Source organism: Rothia halotolerans (genome assembly GCF_004136635.1).
In the GTDB taxonomy this organism is placed as follows: domain Bacteria; phylum Actinomycetota; class Actinomycetes; order Actinomycetales; family Micrococcaceae; genus Rothia; species Rothia halotolerans.
On the sequence record NZ_NOIU01000002.1, the window covers coordinates 793062 to 810771 of the forward strand.

At 73.2% G+C, this 17710-nt stretch carries 16 protein-coding genes; 4 read left to right on the forward strand and 12 right to left on the reverse strand.

Translation table 11 applies throughout. The annotated features are described in order from the left end of the window. Positions 1–11: 11 nt before the first annotated feature. From EWV39_RS08700 to EWV39_RS08735, 8 genes are all read right to left on the reverse strand, one after another. On the reverse strand, positions 12–518 hold the full coding sequence (locus EWV39_RS08700; protein WP_129658676.1) for a DUF3145 family protein: 507 nt from the start codon (positions 516–518) through the stop codon (positions 12–14). 147 nt (positions 519–665) lie between these two features. After that, positions 666–1625, reverse strand: a complete 960-nt coding sequence (locus EWV39_RS08705) for a tyrosine recombinase XerC (RefSeq protein WP_129658678.1) — start codon at positions 1623–1625, stop codon at positions 666–668. Next, complete coding sequence (locus EWV39_RS08710; RefSeq protein WP_129658680.1) at positions 1622–2560, reverse strand: uroporphyrinogen-III synthase; 939 nt, start codon at positions 2558–2560, stop codon at positions 1622–1624. The genes EWV39_RS08705 and EWV39_RS08710 overlap by 4 nt, the downstream gene beginning before the upstream one ends. Positions 2561–2654: 94 nt before the next feature. After that, positions 2655–3989 (reverse strand): DNA-processing protein DprA, encoded by a 1335-nt coding sequence (dprA, locus tag EWV39_RS08715; protein WP_129658681.1) that lies wholly within the window; start codon positions 3987–3989, stop codon positions 2655–2657. Between the two features lie 50 nt (positions 3990–4039). After that, on the reverse strand, positions 4040–5581 hold the full coding sequence (locus tag EWV39_RS08720) for a YifB family Mg chelatase-like AAA ATPase (RefSeq protein WP_129658683.1): 1542 nt from the start codon (positions 5579–5581) through the stop codon (positions 4040–4042). Then, positions 5582–5980 (reverse strand): YraN family protein, encoded by a 399-nt coding sequence (locus tag EWV39_RS08725; RefSeq protein ID WP_129658685.1) that lies wholly within the window; start codon positions 5978–5980, stop codon positions 5582–5584. A 114-nt stretch (positions 5981–6094) separates the two neighbouring features. Then, a complete protein-coding gene (locus EWV39_RS08730; protein WP_129658687.1) occupies positions 6095–8488 on the reverse strand; it encodes a phosphoketolase family protein in 2394 nt (797 codons plus the stop codon). A gap of 172 nt (positions 8489–8660) precedes the next feature. Continuing rightward, on the reverse strand, positions 8661–9518 hold the full coding sequence (locus tag EWV39_RS08735) for an aldo/keto reductase (RefSeq protein WP_129658689.1): 858 nt from the start codon (positions 9516–9518) through the stop codon (positions 8661–8663). 137 nt (positions 9519–9655) lie between these two features. Here EWV39_RS08735 and EWV39_RS08740 point away from each other — a divergent pair, with 137 nt between their 5' ends. Continuing rightward, positions 9656–10639, forward strand: coding sequence for an NYN domain-containing protein (locus EWV39_RS08740; RefSeq protein ID WP_129658691.1), 984 nt, complete (start codon positions 9656–9658; stop codon positions 10637–10639). 133 nt (positions 10640–10772) lie between these two features. Continuing rightward, positions 10773–12653 carry a Na+/H+ antiporter NhaA gene (nhaA, locus tag EWV39_RS08745; RefSeq protein WP_129658693.1) on the forward strand — a complete coding sequence of 627 codons (1881 nt, stop codon included), beginning with the start codon at positions 10773–10775 and terminating at the stop codon, positions 12651–12653. A 127-nt stretch (positions 12654–12780) separates the two neighbouring features. Here the strand turns inward: nhaA and EWV39_RS14125 are convergent, their stop codons facing one another. Beyond that, on the reverse strand, positions 12781–13761 hold the full coding sequence (locus tag EWV39_RS14125) for an SRPBCC domain-containing protein (protein ID WP_238148192.1): 981 nt from the start codon (positions 13759–13761) through the stop codon (positions 12781–12783). 9 nt (positions 13762–13770) lie between these two features. Further along, on the reverse strand, positions 13771–14097 hold the full coding sequence (locus EWV39_RS08755; RefSeq protein WP_129658695.1) for an ArsR/SmtB family transcription factor: 327 nt from the start codon (positions 14095–14097) through the stop codon (positions 13771–13773). Positions 14098–14350: 253 nt separating this feature from the next. On the opposite strand from EWV39_RS08755, the gene EWV39_RS08760 reads away from it, so the two are divergent. Both EWV39_RS08760 and EWV39_RS08765 read left to right on the forward strand, forming a co-directional pair. Continuing rightward, complete coding sequence (locus tag EWV39_RS08760) at positions 14351–14608, forward strand: type II toxin-antitoxin system Phd/YefM family antitoxin (protein WP_129658697.1); 258 nt, start codon at positions 14351–14353, stop codon at positions 14606–14608. 2 nt (positions 14609–14610) lie between these two features. Next, positions 14611–14871: a Txe/YoeB family addiction module toxin gene (locus EWV39_RS08765; RefSeq protein ID WP_129658699.1), complete on the forward strand. Its 261-nt coding sequence runs from the start codon at positions 14611–14613 to the stop codon at positions 14869–14871. 39 nt (positions 14872–14910) lie between these two features. Here EWV39_RS08765 and bla read toward each other — a convergent pair whose 3' ends face one another. Beyond that, positions 14911–15912: a class A beta-lactamase gene (gene bla, locus EWV39_RS08770; protein ID WP_129658701.1), complete on the reverse strand. Its 1002-nt coding sequence runs from the start codon at positions 15910–15912 to the stop codon at positions 14911–14913. A gap of 264 nt (positions 15913–16176) precedes the next feature. Next, positions 16177–17634: an SLC13 family permease gene (locus tag EWV39_RS08775; RefSeq protein WP_129658702.1), complete on the reverse strand. Its 1458-nt coding sequence runs from the start codon at positions 17632–17634 to the stop codon at positions 16177–16179. Positions 17635–17710 lie beyond the last annotated feature (76 nt).

The following is a 17710-nucleotide window of genomic DNA, read 5'->3' on the forward strand; positions in this document are numbered from 1 at the left end:
CCCCCGCCGTCTCAGCCGACGCGGTAGAGCTGGCGCACGTCGCACGGCGCCGTGGCGCAGGAGCGGAGCGGCTCCAGCTCGGCGTCCCACGCCTCGCCCAGGGCGAGCTGGAACTGGCGGAGCAGGGCATCGGGGTCGCCGCGCGCCATCTCGTAGGCGTGGCGCACGCGGTCCTCGGTGATCATCGTGTTGCCGAGCGCGTCCGTCACGGCGTAGAAGACCCCCAGCGAGGGGGTGCAGGCCCAGCGGCCGGCGTCGTGCCCGGGGCTCGCCTCCTCGTAGACCTCGAAGTAGACCTCGGAGAACCTGCGCAGGGCCGAGGCCAGCATCGCCCCGGTGCCGGCCGGCCCGTGCCACTCCAGGGTCGCGCGGGAGTGGCCGAGGAGCCGGCTCTGGTCGCTCCACTGGAGGTCCGTGGCCTGCCCGGCCACGGCCTCGAGCGCCCACTGGACGTGCGGGCACAGGGCCCGCGGTGCCGCGTGGACGTGGATGATCCCACGGGTGTCGTCGCCGCTCACGATCGCTCCCTTGCTCGACAGATGCGTCTTCCCCGACGTTCTGGCGTCCTACGGTGGCTGTGAGGCTCCTCCTCGGTATCCTCTCATTCTTACATCACGACGCCGGGGCCCGGCGTCATCCTCCGGTCTCTTCCCCGCGGCGTGTTGTCAGGCCCGGGGGTGCGCTGACCTGTAGGAACGCGCGAGCCGGTCGACCGAGACGTGCGTGTAGACCTGGGTGGTGGCCAGGGTCGAGTGGCCGAGCATCTCCTGGACGGCGCGGATGTCGGCGCCGCCCTCGACCATGTGGGTGGCGGCCGTGTGCCGGAAGACGTGGGCGCCGCTGGCCCCCTGCGCGGTCGCGGCGGAGAGGATCCTGTTGAGGTCCTCCCGGAGCTGGCGCTGGTCGGCCCGGCCGCCGCGCGGGCCGATGAACACGGCGGGCTGGACCGCACTGCGCGCGCCCCCGCCGTGGAACCAGGCCGGCCGTCCCCCGCGCACCCATGCCTCCAGCGCGGCGAGCGCGGGGATCCCGATGGGCACGGTCCGCTGCTTGTTCCCCTTGCCGGTGACGGTCACCGTGCGCCGCTCCCGGGAGACGTCCGCCAGGTCGAGGCCGCACAGCTCGGAGATCCGCAGGCCGGCGCTGTAGAGCAGCTCCGCCACGGCCCGGGTGCGCAGCAGCCGGGGGTCGCCGGGCTGCTCCTTCCGCCGGCGCTCGATCTCCGCCAGCACCGCCTCGACGTCGGCGTGGCTGAGGACCTTGGGCAGCGACTGCCCGCCCCGGGGCGAGCGCAGCTGGGCCGCGGGGTTGCCGGAGACGATCCCCTCGTTCTCCGCCCAGCGGAAGAAGGAGCGGGCGCCCGAGGCCCGGCGGGCCATCGTGGTCCGGGCCGCGCTGCGCTCGTAGTAGCCGGCGAGCCAGCCGCGGAGGTCCTCCAGGGTGATCTGTTGCGGGCCGGTGCGCCCGGCGTCCTGGGCGGTGCGGAAGAGGTCGGTCAGGTCCGAGCGGTACGCCCGGATCGTCTCCTCGCTGCGCGACCTCTCGTAACGGAGGTAGCCCTCGAAGCGGGCGAGGGCGCCTGAGAACTCCCGGCTCAACTCGCCGTGCGGGGCCTCGCCGGTCATGGGGCGTCGTCCTCGTGCGTCTCCGGCTCGGCGGTGGGTCCGGAGGGGGCTGCGTCGCCGTACGTCTCCGGCTCGGCGACGGCTCCGGCGGGGGCGGTGGGAACGGCGTCGCCCCCGCGCCGCTCGATCCCCCAGGCCGCGACCTGGCGCAGCATCGCCCCGAGGCGGTAGCGCGGCGGGACGTGCACGCGCAGGCCGGCCTCCTCGAGCGGGCGCGCCGTCACCGGCCCCACGGCGAACAGGCCGAGCTCCTCGCGGCGGGTGCGCTCCGCGAGCGCGGCGAGCTGGACGGCGTCGGCGGCCCGCAGCCACTCGATCGAGCCGCCCGCGGCGGTGAAGATCACGGCGTCGGCCCCGCCCTCGGCGGCCTCCCGCACGCTGCGGCGCACCGGTTCCGGGTCGGCGGGCACGACGTAGCGGTAGACCACGACGCCGAGCGGCTCCGCCCCGGCCTCGCGCAGCGACTCCTCCAGGCCGTCGGTGCCCATCCCGTGGTGCTGCACCGCCACGCGCCGCCCGGCCAGATCGCCCTCCCGCAGGTAGCGCAGGACGTCCTCCGCGGTCTCCTCCGGGGAGGTCCACTCGGCCTCGAGGCCGACGGCCCTGATCGCCCCGTTGGCCTTGGCGCCGCGGGCGATGATCCTGGCTTCGCCGAGGCGGGCGAGCAGCTCGTCCCTCAACCCGTGGGCCTCGGCGGAGGCCAGCCAGCCGCGCAGGCCGATGCCGGTGGTCACGATGACGATCTGCGGGGCGAAGGCGATGATCTCGCGGGTCCGGCCCGGCAGCTGCTCGTCGTCGTCCACGGGGGTGGTGACCATGGAGGGGCAGTGGAAGATCTCGGCCCCGCGCCGGGAGAGGGCCGCGTCGATGTCCTCGGAGCGCCGCTGCGCCGTGAGGTGGACGCGGAATCCCGCGAGGTCGCTGCTGGTGGGCATGGCCGCTGGGGCCTCCTTCCGGACGGGTGCGTCGATTCCCACTGTAGCGGGCGCGCGGCGGGCGGTCCTGCCGAGGCGGCGGGGCGAAGGGGTCTCATGGTCGCTCCCCCTCGTCCCTGACGCTCCGGGGCAGCTTCCAGCCGGCACCGGACCTCTCGGCGAGGCCGAGGCCCTCCAGCTGCGCCAGCGCCACCAGAGCCTCGCGGATGCCGAGTCCGGCGACCGAGCAGAGACGGTCCGCCGGGACGGGACGGCCCACGGGGAGGGCGTCCTTGACCAGGCGCTGGACCTCGGTCAGGGGATCCTCGGGGCTCCCTTCCCCGTCCGCGGGCGCCCCGCCGGCGCCCAGGTCGCCGAGGTCCAGCGACGTCTGGCGAGGCGGCAGGAGATCGCGCAGATCCTGCGTCGTCGCGACCAGCCGGACGTATCCCTCCCGCAGCAGCCGATTGCAGCCGCCGGACTGGGCCGAGAAGACCGAGCCCGGCACCGCCGCGACGGTCCGGCCGAGGCCCAGGGCGTGGTTCGCCGTGTTGAGCGCCCCGGAGCGCAGCCGCGCCTCCACCACCACCGTGACGGCCGCCATCGCCGCGATGAGCCGGTTGCGCTGCAGGAAGCGGTGCCGCAGGGGACTGCCGCCTGGGGCGACCTCCGAGAGAACCACCCCCTCCTCCGCGATGCGCTGCAGGAGCTCGGCGTGGGCCTGCGGGTAGGCACGGTCGATGCCGCAGGCCAGGTAGGCCACGGTCGCCGGACGGCGCGTCGAGGCGGCGAGGGCGGCTCGGTGCGCCGCGGCGTCGATGCCGAAGGCCGCCCCCGAGAGCACCCCGTACCCCTCGGCCGCGAGGTCGCCGGCCAGATGGCTCACGACGCTCTCCCCGTAGGAGGTCGAGTCCCGGCATCCGACGAACGCGATGTTGTCCTCCAGCGGCGCACCCAGCCCGGCGCGGTCCCCTCGCCCCCACAGGCCGATGGGGGCGAACTCCCGCATGCCCCGGAGCGACTCGGGCCAGTCGGGGTCCTCGGGGCAGGCGAACCACGCGCCGATCCTGTCCAGGCTCTCCAGGAGCCGCTCGGGCGGACGATGCCGGGCCCGCGCGGCCCACCGCTGCCGGCTCCGCTCCAGATGGGGCTCCTGCAGGAGACTCCCGCTCTCGGGGACCCTGCGGCGGATCGCCTCGACCTCGACGTCGGCGATGTCCTCCGCGCCGGTCGCGATCTCCGCCGTGCGGACGGGTCCGAGCGTGCTGATCAGCAGCATGCCGAGGCTGTCCTGGGGCTCGAAGACCTCCATCAGGCGGAGCCTCGCGCGGCGTATCGTCTCGAGGTCGCCGGAGCCGGATGCCTCCGAGCCCCCTTCTCTCCCGAGACCGGACGGCTCCGGGCCCTCGGGGTGCTCGCGGGCGGTTGCATCGGGTCCTTCGGTGTTCATGCGCTCCTCCTCGTGTTGATCTCGCTGCAGCGGCTGGCGGCGGGGCGCCGTCAGAGGACTCCGGGGGCGCCGGCGGGCAGCCGCAGCGCGATCGCGGCCTCCAGGTGCTCCGCACCCGGCGAGGACGCTCCCTCGAGGTCGGCGATGCTCCACGCGACCCGCTGGACCCGGTCGCTCCCCCGGACCGTCAGGGCCCCGCGCTCGATCAGGCGGTGGAGCGGCGCGAGCAGCGCGGAGGAGGGCCGGAGCGGGCCGCGGAGCTGGGTGCCGGCCAGCTCCGCGTTGGAGCGCACGCCGAGCGGCGCCAGGCGCTCCCGGGCGGCCTCCCGGGCGAGGGCGACGCGGGCCGCGACGTCGGCGGTGGCCTCGCCCGGAGTCGTCGAGGTGACCTCCGCGTAGGAGAGCTTCGGGACGTTCAGGTGCAGGTCGATGCGGTCCATCAGGGGTCCGGAGAGCCGGCCCAGGTAGGAGCGCTTCTCCCGGGCCGAGCAGGTGCAGCGGTCCCCCATGCCCGTGGAGAGCCCGCAGGGGCAGGGGTTGGCCGCCAGGACGAGCTGGAACCGCGCCGGGTACCGCGCGCTGGCCCGAGCCCGGTCGATGGTGATCTCCCCGGACTCGAGGGGCTGCCGCAGCGCGTCGAGCACGCCGCGCCGGAACTCGGGGGCTTCGTCCAAGAACAGGACCCCGCGATGCGCGCGCGAGGCCGCCCCCGGCTGGGGCACCCCGCTGCCGCCGCCGACCAGAGAGGCCGTCGACGCGGTGTGATGAGGCGCCTCCCACGGTGCCTCGGTCATCAGACGGGTGAGTCGCGAGCGCCTGGCACCCAGGGAGTGGACGGCCGTGACCTCGTGCGATGCGGCGGCGTCGAGGGGCGGCAGGATGCCCGGCAGGCGCTCGGCCAGCATGGTCTTCCCGGATCCCGGTGGGCCCACCATCGACAGGTGGTGGCCGCCGGCCGCCGCGATCTCCAGAGCCCAGCGCCCCTCCGCCTGCCCCACGATCTCCGCCATGTCCGGACGGCGCCGCGGCTCCGGCGCATCCTCGGCGGGGACCTCGTGGGCGGGCGGGCGCAGCAGGCCGGGATTCACGCTCCCCGCCTCCTCCAGGACGTCGGCGACGCTCGCGCATCCCCGGACCTCCGCGCCGGGGACCAGCCGGGCCTCCGCCAGGTTCTCCCGCGCCACCACGACGCGCCGGTGCCCCGCTCCCACCGCGGCCGCGACCGCCGGGAAGACTCCGGGGACCGGTCGCAGCCCGCCGTCCAGGCCGAGCTCGGCGAGATAGGCCCACCGGCCCGTCCCCGGCACCTCGCCGGCCGCCTGCAGGGCCGCCATGAGGATGGCGAGGTCGAACCCCGTGCCGCTCTTGGGCAGCGTCGCGGGCGTCAGGCTGACGGTGATCTTGCGGTTCGCCAAGGGGGTGCCGCTGTTCTTCGCGGCGGCCCGGATCCGCTCCCGCGACTCCATCAGGGCGGTGTCCGGCAGCCCGAGCAGCACGAAGGCTGGCAGGGTCTGCCCGATGTCGGCCTCGACCTCGACCATGTGCCCGTTCAGCCCCAGCAGGGCCACCGCGTAGGTGCGCGCGAACCCCATTCAGACCACGTTCTCCAGGTGCTCGAACGTGAACTGCGCGGGGCCGCCGGTGATCGCGACGGCGTCGACCCGGATCCGCGCGCCCGGCCTGGAGCTCGCCCAGTTCCTGGCCAGCAGCCTCAGCCGCGTCGCCTTGCCGTGGTCGATCGCCTCCAGCGGGTGCCCGTACCCCAGCGTGGTGCGGGTCTTGACCTCGCAGGCGACGTACTCGGCGCCGTCGAAGCAGATCAGGTCGAGCTCCCCGCGCGGGGTCAGCGGGCCCGGCGTCGGGCGCCAGTTCCTCTCGAGCACCTCCCATCCCCTGGCCTCGAGCACCTTTGCGGCGGTGCTCTCTCCCCACGATCCGGTGCGCGAGCGCCGCTCGGCGTTCCTGGCTGCGTCAGCTGTCGTTCTCCTCATGCGCCCATCATGGGGTGCGTGCCGTCTCAGCAGGAGGGCCGGCGGGCCCGGAGGGGACCCGTCGTGGACAGAGGAGCTCAGGCGCCGCCTTTACGGGAGGCTGGGGACGCCGGCTCAGTCCCCGGCGGGCCGGAACCTCCATCCCGTGACGAAGTCCGGGTCCTCGCCGTGCTCGTAGGCGTGGGCCCTGGCGTCCTCCCGGGCCTGCTCCCAGCGCTCGGCCAGCCCCGGATGCCGCGCGTCGGCGTCCGGCACCCGCCGCAGCGCGTCGAGGGCGAGGGCGTAGCGGTCCAGGCCGTTCAGGCGCACCATGTCGAACGGCGTCGTGGTCGTGCCCAGCTCCTGGAAGCCGTGGACGTGGATCCCGGCGTCGTTCGCCCGGCGGTAGGTCAGCTGGTGCACGAGCGAGGGGTAGCCGTGGAAGGCGAAGATCACCGGGCTGGACCTCGTGAACAGGGCGTCGAAGGCGGCGTCGTCGAGCCCGTGGGGGTGCAGCGAGCTGCTCTGCAGGCGGAACAGGTCCACCACGTTCACGACCCGCACCGACAGCTCGGGTGCCTCCTCCCGCAGCAGCTGCGCCGCCGCGACCGTCTCGTAGGTCGGCACGTCGCCGGCGCAGGCGAGGACGACGTCGGGCTCCTCGCCGGCATCCGCCGCGTCCTCTCCGCCCGCCGGGGAGCCGGCGCCGCGAGGTTCGCTGCCGGCCCACCCCCAGGCGCCGATGCCGGCCTCCACGTGGGCTCGGGCCTGCTCGCCCGTCAGCCACGCCGGCTGCGGCTGCTTCCCGGCGACGACGACGTTCACCCGCCCGCTCGTGCCGAGGGCGTGCCGCATCGTGGCCAGCAGCGTGTTCGCGTCCGGCGGCAGGTAGACGCGCACGACGTCGGCCTGCTTGTTGACCACCACGTTCAGGAACCCGGGGTCCTGGTGGCTGAAGCCGTTGTGGTCCTGCCGCCACACGTGCGAGGAGAGCAGGTAGGTGAACGAGGCGACCCGCCCGCGCCACGGCACCTTCGCCGCGCTCTCGAGCCACTTGGCGTGCTGGTTGAACATCGAGTCGACGATGTGGACGAACGCCTCGTACGAGGTGAGCAGGCCGTGCCGTCCCGTCAGCAGGTAGCCCTCGAGCATCCCCTGCATCATGTGCTCGCTCAGCATCTCGATGACGCGGCCCCGCCTGGCCAGATGCTCGTCGGTCGGGACCGTCCCGCCCGCCCAAGCCCGCTCGGTCACCTCGAAGACCCCGTCCAGGCGGTTGGAGACCACCTCGTCGGGACCGAAGAGGCGGAAGTCCTCGGGGTTACGTCTCATCACCTCCGCCAGCCAGCCGCCGAGCACGCGGGTGCCCTCGGCCTCCCCCGTCCGGTCCGCCTCGACCTCGTGGCGGGTCGTCTCCGGCAGATCGAGGGGCGCGACCATCCCGCCGTTGGCGTGCGGGCTCGCGCTCATCCGCAGGGCCGGGGCCGGTCTCAGCGACCTCAGCTCGGCGGAGATCCCGCCGTCCGGGAACAGCTCCTCGGGGCGGTAGGAGGCCAGCCACCGCTCAAGCAGCTCCCGGTGCGCCGGATCCTCCCGCACCCCCGGCAGGGGCACCTGATGGGCGTGGAAGGTGCCCTCCACCTGCTGCCCGTCGACGCTGCGGGGCCCGGTCCACCCCTTGGGCGTGCGGAGCACGATCATCGGCCATCGCGGCCGCACCGGCCCCTCGCCCGCCCGGGCCGCGGACTGGATGTCCCGGATGGCGTCGAAGGCCCGGTCCATCGCTGCGGCGAGAGGGACGTGGATGCCCGCCGGGTCCTCGTCCTGCCCGGCGACGACGATCGGCTCGTACCCGTACCCGCGCAGGAGGGCGGTCAGGTCCTCCTCGTCGATGTGCGACAGCACGGTCGGGTTCGCGATCTTGTAGCCGTTGAGGTGCAGGATCGGCAGGACGGCGCCGTCCGTGACGGGATCCAGGAACATGTTGCCGAACCAGCTGGTCGCCAGCGGTCCCGTCTCGGCCTCGCCGTCGCCGATCACGCAGGCGGCGACGAGGCCGGGGTTGTCCAGCGCGGCGCCGTAGGCGTGCATGAGGCTGTAGCCGAGCTCGCCGCCCTCGTTGATCGAGCCGGGGGTCTCGGGGGCGGCGTGGGAGGGGATGCCGCCGGGGTAGGAGAACTGGCGGAAGAGCCGCTTCATCCCCTCCTCGTCCTCGCTCACCGCCGGGAAGAGCTCGGCGTAGGTGCCCTCGAGCCACGCGTTCGCGACCATGGCGGGGCCGCCGTGGCCGGGGCCGCAGACGAAGAGGACCTCGGCCTCGCGCTCGCGGATGACGCGGTTCAGGTGCGCCCACAGGAGGTTGAGGCCGGGCGAGGTGCCCCAGTGGCCGAGGAGCCGCGGCTTGATCTGCTCGGGATCCAGGCCGCCGCGGGCCAGGGGGTTGTCCCGCAGGTAGATCTGCCCCACGGAGAGGTAGTTCGCGGCGCGCCACCACGCGTCCACCGTTCGAAGGTCGGCTGACTCAGTCATCGGGCTCCTCGTCCTTCCTCATCGGGTGGTGCCACGATACGCTCCCGTGCCTCCGCGCGTCGATGGAACGGCCGGGCCTCCTCCGGACACGGGGCACCCCGCGGGGGCCTCGGGGCCGGCGGGGCTCCCGGCGTCGGGGGATTCTTCGGGAGAGACGGGCCCCATCCCGTCCCTAGATGATCTCCAGGGGCACCGGGCCGCTGGGGCGGGGGAAGGCGGCGTCGAGCTCGGCGAGGTCCTCCTCTCCCAGCTCGAGGTCGAGGGCGGCAGCGTTCTGGACGGCGTGCTCGACCGTCGACGCCTTCGGGATCGCCAGCACCGAGCCGTCCCGGATAACCCACGCGAGCGCGACCTGGACGGGGGTGGCCTCCAGCCTGCGGGCGACCCGCTCCAGGGTCCCGTCGCCGATCAGCCGGCCCTGCTCCACGGGCGAGTAGGCCATGGCCGGCACCCCGCGGCGCGCGAGCTCGGGGAACAGGTCCATCTCGGGACCGCGCCGGGTGGGGTTGTAGAGCACCTGGTCGGTCGCGAGCTCGGCGGCGAGGGGGCCGGCCTCGCGGTCGAGGTCCGCGAGGTCGCCGGGGTCGAGGTTGCTGACGCCCCACGCCCGGACGGCACCCGAGCTCTTGAGGGCGTGCAGGGCCTCGACGCTCTCGCCGAGCGGCACGCCCCCGCGCCAGTGCAGGAGGTACAGGTCGAGGTGGTCGGTGCCGAGGCGGTCGAGGCTGCGCTCGAGGGCCTCGGCGGTCCCGCGGGCCGAGGCGTTGGGGGGGAGGACCTTGGAGACCAGGAAGACCTCGTCCCTCCGGTCCGCGATCGCCTCGCCGACGAGCCGCTCGGACCGGCCGCCGCCGTACATCTCAGCGGTGTCGATCACGCGCAGCCCGGCGTCGAGCCCGGCGCGCACCGCGCGGATCTCCTCCTCGCGGGAGGCGGGGTCGTCGCCCAGGTACCAGGTGCCGATGCCGATGGCCGGGAGCGGGGCGGCGTCGTCGAGGGCGGAGGCGGGGAACTGTATGGTGTGAGTCATCCTCTCACTATGCCCGTTCGGCGCCGATCCGCACAGGGCCGCGGGAGGGGCCGACGCCGGGGCGCAAGCGGCGGCCCCGGCCCCTCGGCGCGCCGCGATACGCTGGAGTCCACATCCCCTCGACGAGAAGAGTCCCCATGGCCGAATCCGCCGACGGCCGCGTCGCCGTCTACATCGACTTCGACAACATCGTGATCTCCCGCTACGACCAGGTGCACGGGCGCAACCAGTTCCAGCGCGACAAGGCCAAGGGCTACAGCTCCTCCGACTCCGACGAGGAGGTCGGCGAGAAGCTCGCCCAGGCGACGGTCGACATCGGCGCGGTCATCGACTTCGCCTCCTCCTTCGGCACCCTCGTGCTGACCCGCGCGTACGCCGACTGGTCCACGCCGGTGAACGCCGACTACCGCGGCCAGCTCGTGGGCCGCTCCGTGGACCTCGTGCAGCTCTTCCCCGCCGCCGCGTACGGCAAGAACGGGGCCGACATCCGCCTCGCCGTCGACGCCGTGGAGGACATGTTCCGCCTCTCCGACCTGACCCACATCGTGATCGTGGCGGGCGACTCCGACTACATCGCGCTGGCGCAGCGCTGCAAGCGCCTGGGCCGCTACGTGGTGGGCATCGGCGTCGCCGGGTCCACGGCGCGCTCCCTCGCCGCCGCCTGCGACGACTTCGCCACCTACGACACGCTGCCCGGCGTCGAGGCCGCGCCCGTGGAGCCCGTCAAGCCCGCCGAGGCGGAGGCCGCGCCGGCGAAGAAGGAGAAGGGCGGGGACCGCAAGGAGGAGGCCGCCGAGGCCGAGCCCGCCCGGAAGAAGCGCGGCGCGCGCCGCGCCCAGGCCCCCGCCACGGCGATCGAGGAGGACCCCGAGCCCGAGGTCCCGGAGGATCCGCAGGAGATCGCCTCGAGCCTGCTCGAGCGCGCGCTGCGCCTGGGCCACGAGAGGGACGACGCCGAGTGGCTGCACAGCTCCCAGGTGAAGACCCAGATCAAGCGGATGGACCCCTCCTTCAGCGAGAAGGCGCTCGGGTACCGCTCCTTCTCCGACTTCGTGAAGTCGCGCCCGGCGATCGCGGAACTCGACGAGAGCAGCACCGCCCGCTTCATCCGCCTCGTCTAGGGGACGACGCCGTGGGGCCCGGGCAGCCCGCGTTTGCCGGAGTACAGTCGGAAGCGGCCGCCGTTCTTCCGTCGCCGGTCTCGGACGGCGGCCGACGCCCATCACGCAGCCCAGCCGAGGAGACGTTGCCCGTATGAGAGGACCATCCGCATCGCAAGCCGGCCCGGACGGCGGGAGCGGCGTCAGCCGCACGCTGCGTCGGACGGTGCGGCTGCGGAGGATCCTGGGCAACGAGACCTACTCGGCGCTGGCGCTCGCGCTGGCCACGGTCGCGGCGCTGGTCTGGGCCAACATCGGGACCAGCTACGAGACCCTCTGGAGCACGCCGGTCGGCTTCGGCATCGGCGACTTCTCCTTCAGCCTCCCCCTGAGTGACTGGGTGGACGAGGGCCTCATGGCCTTCTTCTTCCTGATGGTGGGGCTCGACGTGCGCCGCGAGCTCACCCTCGGCGAGCTGCGCACCAAGGAGCGCGCGATCCTGCCGGTCGCGGCCGCCGTCGGAGGCCTCCTCGCGCCCGCCCTGATCTTCCTGCTGATCACCTCCGGCGAGGACTACGCCCACGCCTGGGGCTCGGTGATCTCCACCGACACCGCCTTCGCCCTGGGCATGCTCGCGCTCCTCGGGCCGCGCAACGCGCCCCGCCTGCGGATCTTCCTGCTGGCGCTGGCCGTGGTGGACGACATCGGCGCGCTGTCCGTCATTGCCGTCTTCTACACCGACGACCTGAACGTCTGGGCGCTGGGACTGGGCGTGCTCGGCCTGATCGGGGTGTGGGCCCTGCAGAAGGCGCACGTGTGGCGGGTGACGCCGTACGCCGTGCTCGGCGTGTACACGTGGGCCTGCTTCTACGCCTGCGGCGTGCACGCGACCCTGGCCGGCGTGCTGATCGCGCTGCTCATGCCCGTCTACCCGCCCCGGCGGCGCGACGTCGCCCTGGCCACCCGGTTCTTCCGGCTCTTCCGGCAGGCCCCGCAGCCGGACATGGCGCGCAGCGTCCGCGCGGTGGTCTCCTACACCGTCCCGCTGAACCAGCGGCTCTCCTCGGTGCTGCCGCCGTACGTAAACTACCTCGTGGTCCCGCTCTTCGCACTGGCGAACGCCGGCGTGGCGCTCTCCCCCGAGTCCCTCGGCACGGCCTTCGCCTCCAAGCTCACCTGGGGCGTGGTGCTGGGCCTGGTGCTCGGCAAGTTCCTGGGCATCACGCTGGCCGCATCGGGGGTGCTGAAGCTGGTGCCCTCCTCGCGGCTGCCCGGCCTCGACCTGCCCCGCATCGCGGGCGCCGCCGCGCTGTCCGGCATGGGCTTCACGATCTCCTTGCTGGTGGTCGGGCTGGCGATCGACGCCGAGGACGTCGCGGACCAGGCCCGCGTCGGCGTCCTGCTGGCCTCGGTGGTGGCGCTGGTCCTCGCCTGGCTCGCCTTCCGCCTCGGCGACAGGCTGCGGCCGCTCCCGCCGCCGGCCGGCACGCACCTCAACCGCGCCGTTGACCCGGGCACCGACCACATCCGCGGCGACGCCGAGGCCCCCGCGACGCTGGTCGTCTACGCGGCCATGGACCTCGCCTACCGGCACGACACGGCGGAGGCGCTGGCGGAGGTCCGCCGGATGTTCGGCGACCGGCTGCGGGTGGTCCTGCGCCACCATACGACGTCGGACCGCGCGATGACCGCCGCGCTCGCCCTGGAGGCCGCCGGTGCCCAGGACAGGTTCTGGCAGCTGCACGACGCGCTCACGCGCATCCGCCACGAGATCGACACCGACTCCGTGCGCGAGGCCGCGGAGCACGCCGGAGTCGACGTCCCGACCTTCGAGGAGCGCATCTCCCGTCAGGAGGACCGCGCCCGGGTCGACGACGACAACGTGGACCTCCAGGACGCCGAGACCGGCAGCGCGCCGGTGGTGTACGTCAACGGGACCCGCTTCGACGGGCCGCTGAACAGCCTGGCCCTCGCGGGCGGCATCCGGCGCGCCCTCGCCGAGCCCTCGACGGCCACGGAGGGACCGGAGGGCTGATCTCTCTCCCTTCCCCGGCCTCCTCCGCTGAGGGAGCCGGCGGACGAGGACAGGCGGCAGCCGTCCGTGGCGAGCGGGCGGGGGCACGACCCGTCTCCGCGCTCAGCGCTCGGTGACGGCCCGTCCCTCAGCGCTCGGTGACGGCCCGCCCCTCTGCGTCGACGGGGAAGGAGACGTGCTGGTGGATCATCCGCCAGCGTCCTCCACGCCGCTCGAAGACCCGGGTGCCCCGGGACCAGTCCTCACGGACCGTGCCGTCCGGGGCCACGTTGCGCATCCGGTTCAGCCCCCACGTCACGGCGGTGTCCCCGATGACCCGGATCTGCAGGTCGGGGATGTCCCAGCGAAACTCGCCCGTCTGGTACTCCATCCCCGCCGCGCAGACCGCGCGGACGGCGTCGATCCCTCGGCGCTCCTGGGGCGCCTCGTGCTCGTAGGAGACGATGCCCTCGGCGATCGGCTCCATCTGGGCGTCCACGTCCTTGCGCTCGGATGCCTCGAACCACGCCTCGAACAGCTCGCGCAGCTCCCGCTCGGCCTCGGCGGGATCCGGGCGCCCGGCCTCGTCGCCGGATGGTTCGCTCTCGCCGGATGCTGCGGGCCCGCCGGGCTCTGCGCTCTCCTCGGATGCCTCGAGGTCCCGCGCGAGGGCCGTGAGGCAGCCCCGCCAGCCCTGCTCGTTGTCCTCGCGGAGCCGCCGGGAGTCGTATCCGGACTGCGTGAAGCGCATCCGGGTCCGCGGCGCCTCCGCGTCGCCGACCTCCTCGAGCAGCACCGTCACCACCGTCAGGGGGTTGGCGGCCGCTCCGTCGACCTGGGTGAGGGTGAGCACCAGGCGGTCCCACGGCTCGACCTCCCGGTAGAGGCCCTGCTCGGAGTACTCGTGCTCGCCGCTGTCCGAGCGGAAGTCCAGCCGCCACGCGCCGCCGGGGCGGGGGTCTGCCGCGGAGCGGAGGGTGACGTAGCCGGGAGGGGCGAACCAGCGCGCCAGGGCCTCGGCGTCGGTCCACCGGCGGAAGACCCGCTCCCGGGAGGCGGCGAACTCGCGCTCGATCTCGATGACGAGCCCCTGCTCGCCCTGCCGGCCGGTGTTCTCGGAGGTGTTCATGACGGCTCCTCAGGGTTGGTCCGACCCGAGGTCGGCTTCCAGTGCGACGAAGCGGTGCTCCCATACGGCCCTGTAGTCGCCCAGCCACGCGTCGAGATCGATCAGCGGCTCCACGCGCAGACGGCTGGGACGACGCTGCGCGTCCCTGCCGCGCGAGACCAGCCCGGCGGACTCCAGCACGCCGACGTGCTTGGAGATCGCCCGCGGGGTCAGCTCGAAGGGCTCGGCCAGCTCCGCCACGGATGCCTCCCCCCGCTCGCGCAGACAGGAGAGGATCGCGCGCCGGGTGGGGTCGGCGAGGGCGGCGAAGGTGCGGGAGAGCTGATCGACGGGCATTTTATGGAACCTTTCGGTTCGGGAACTTATAGGTTCCATAGTGAGACCGCTCACAACAAATGTCAAGGGGTCGAATCTGCACTGATCGCGCCAGCCGCTGGACTCGCCAGCTCCGCCCGGAGACGGCCCATCGAGGCCGGTGCACCGCTCCCGCCCATTCTGAGGCGTGCCCTCGTCACGAAACCGGCAGATTCACCCCTTCTTCCGCTCTCCGAGCTGACGTACAATTCTCTGTACAGGAAGAGGAGGTCTCGTGAAGACGATGAGCTACACGGAATCGCGGGCCCGCTACGCGGAGGTCCTCGATTCGGTGGTCAACGACCGTGAAGAAGTGGTGATCACCCGGGCCGGGCATGAGTCGGTGGTCATCATGTCGCTGGACGAGTTCGAGTCCATGCGCGAGACCGCGCACCTCATGCGCTCCCCCGCCAACGCCCGACGCCTGCTGGAGGCCATGGAGCGGCTGGAGGCGGGCGCGGGAGAGCCCCACGACCTCGTCGACCCCGACTGACGATGCGCCTGGTCTGGGACCGAGCGGCGTGGGAGGACTACCTGTGGTGGCAGTCCCAGGATCGCAAGATCCTGAAACGGATCAACCTGCTTGTCGAAGATGTGGTGCGCAACGGGAACGAGGGCCTCGGGAAGCCGGAGCCGCTCAGGCATGACTTCGCCGGGTACTGGTCGCGGCGCATCACCGGGGAGCATCGTCTCGTCTACAAGATGGGGGACGGCCAGATCCTCATCGCCGCCTGCCGTTATCACTACGGCCGCTGACCGCCGGCTAGCTGACCGCCGGCTACGGGGCGGCGCGGCTCACTCGAACTCCCCCAGCACGGCCTCCGCGGCGCGGGCGACGAGGGCGTCGTCGTACTCCGCCTCGGGGTCATTGCGCTGCGTCAGCACGGTGATGACGATCGGCGCGCGGTCCGGCGGGGTGACGATCGCGACGTCGTTCCTGATCCCGCCAGCGCCGCCGGACTTCTCCGCCACCGCCCAGTCCTCGGGGGCGCCGGCGCGGATCAGGGTGTCGCCGGTCGGGTTCCCGCTCATCCAGTCGATCAGGGTCTCCCGGTCCGCCGGATCGAGGACCTGCGGGGTGCGCTCGGGGTCGAACAGCGCGTCGAGGTCGGCGGTGAAGGCCGAGGGCGACGTCGTGTCGTCCGTCCCGCCGGGCTCCACGGCGTTGAGGGCTGGCTCCTCGTTCACGACCTCGGTGGTCGTATCGCCCAGCTCCTCCAGGGCCGCGTCCAGCCCGGCGGGACCGCCGATCCTGGCGAGCATCAGGTTCATGGCGGTGTTGTCGCTCTGCCGGACGGCCGCCTCGGCGAGCTCCGGGTAGGTGAGCCCCTCGTCGAGGTGCTCGGAGGTGACCGGCGAGTGGCCGGCTGCATCGACGTCCTCCTGCGTCCAGGTGACCCGCTCCTCGCGCTGATCGGCCGGGACCTGCTGGAGCAGCTCCGCGGCGGCGAGGACCTTGAGCGAGGAGGCGTATCCGAAGCGCTCGTCGGCCCGGTGCTCGACGACGTCGCCGCTGCCCGTGTCGAGGGCGCTCACGCCGATGCGGGCGTCGAACTCGGCCTCGAGGGACTCCAGGCCGCTCGAGGAGTCCGCGCCCGCCGGGGAGGCCGCACCCGCGGTGGAGCCCGCACCGGCCGAGGAGGACGCGCCGGCTGATGGGTCCGTCCCGGCCGAGGATTCCGGGGAGGACGCGCTCGCGCTCGACGACGGTGCGTCCTCCCCGGAGCCGCAGGCGGCGAGGAACGGCAGTGCGATGAGCGCCAGGGCGGCGCCCCGGCGGATGTGACGGACTGACATGGCGGATGCTCCCTCTCAGGGGTCGGGATCGCGGACAGTCACCAGGTTAGGGGTCTCCACGCCGGCGACGGCGCATCTGGCGGGGCCTGTGCGGCGGCCCCTACCACCGCGCCTCGAGCAGCTCGAGGAAGGCGAGCGCGGCCGGGCGGGGGTTGAAGCCACTCCAGGCCAGGTGCTCGACGCGGGTGGGGCCGCCGACGAGGCCGATGGTCCGCACGACATGAGCGGCCGCACCGAATCTCACCGAGCGCCGCCCCGCCCGCCTCAGAACGGCAGCAGGACGAACAGCCAGGCCAGCGCCGGTCCCGCCACCACGATGACGCCGGAGTAGATCAGCATCTGCTTGAAGTACCGGTCCCGCTCGGAGGCGTCGACGTTGGCCAGCACCATGGCGCCGTTGGTGGAGAAGGGGCTGACGTCCACCACGGTGGAGGCGATCGCGATGGCCGCGGCGAACCCGACGGCCGGGAGCTCGCCGGTCTGCAGCAGCGGCGCGGCGATCGAGAGCCCGACGCCGATGGTCGCGATCGAGGACGCCAGCGCGGAGACGATCCCGGCCATGTAGCACAGCAACAGCGCCCCCAGCATGGCCGAGCCGATGGAGACCACCCCGCCCGAGACGAAGTCCACGGTCCCTGCCGTCTCCAGGACGTTGATGTAGGTGACGACGCCGCCGACCAGTACCACCGTCCCCCACGAGATGTTGACCATCGACTTCCTGGCCTCGGCCGGCTTGACCACCGCCAGCACGGTCCCGATGATGATGGACAGCACGCCGATGTCGACGCCGAAGCCGCCCGCGCCCACGACCAGCACCGCGAGCCCGGCCAGCGTCAGCAGCTGGTACGGGGTGACGCGCGCTCCCGAGGTCACCGCCGCCGTCACCGGCGAAGCCTCGGACGACGCCCCGTTCCCCGTCGCGGACCCCCCGGCCGGCCCCTCGTCCCCGAGGTCCTCGCCTGGCCGCGCGCTCTCCCCCGCCGGGCTCGCGCCGCCGGAGCCCCGGCTCGCGGAGGCGCCCTCGGGAGACCGGACGGCGGCCGCACCCTCGGACCCCTCGGCCGCGGCGCCGCCCGCCCCCGCCAACGCGAGCGAGGCCTCCCCCGCATCGGTCACCCGCCGCCCGATCAGCGAGCGCCCGCCCATGGCGAGGTAGACGACCGCCCCGATGACGATATTGAACACCAGCGCGCACAGGAATAGGGACCACGGGCTCGCGCCCAGCCCCTGGCCGATCAGGAAGTTGTTCACGTAGATGCCGTAGACGCTCAGCGGCGAGAGCATCCCCGCCATCCCGCCGTGGACCACCATCATGCCCATCATGAGCTGGTTGATCCGGTACTTCCTGGCGAAGGGGACGGCGAGCGGGGCGACGACGCCGATCGCGAAGATCGCCCCGATCCCCATCAGCACCCCGGTCAGGGCGAAGAAGATCCACGGGGCCAGCGCGACCGTGCCCCGCACGGCCCGCAGGCTCCAGGAGAGCACCAGGTCGATGGTGCCGTTCTGCTGCGCGAAGCCGAACATGAAGGTGAGGCCCATCAGCGCGAACATGAGGTCCAGCGGGAAGCCTGCGAAGACGTCCTCCAGGTCCATCCCGACGGCGAAGAGCCCGACGAGGAAGGCCGCGACGAGCCCCAGCAGCCCCATGTTGACGTTGCGGATCGTCCCGATGAGGAACATCACCGCCAGCACCAGGATCGTGACGACTTCCACGCTCATCGTGTCTGCACCCTCCGAATCACTTCACGGCGTCGTCCGCTGCACTGCGAACCACATCACTGTAGCGAACGGGGCT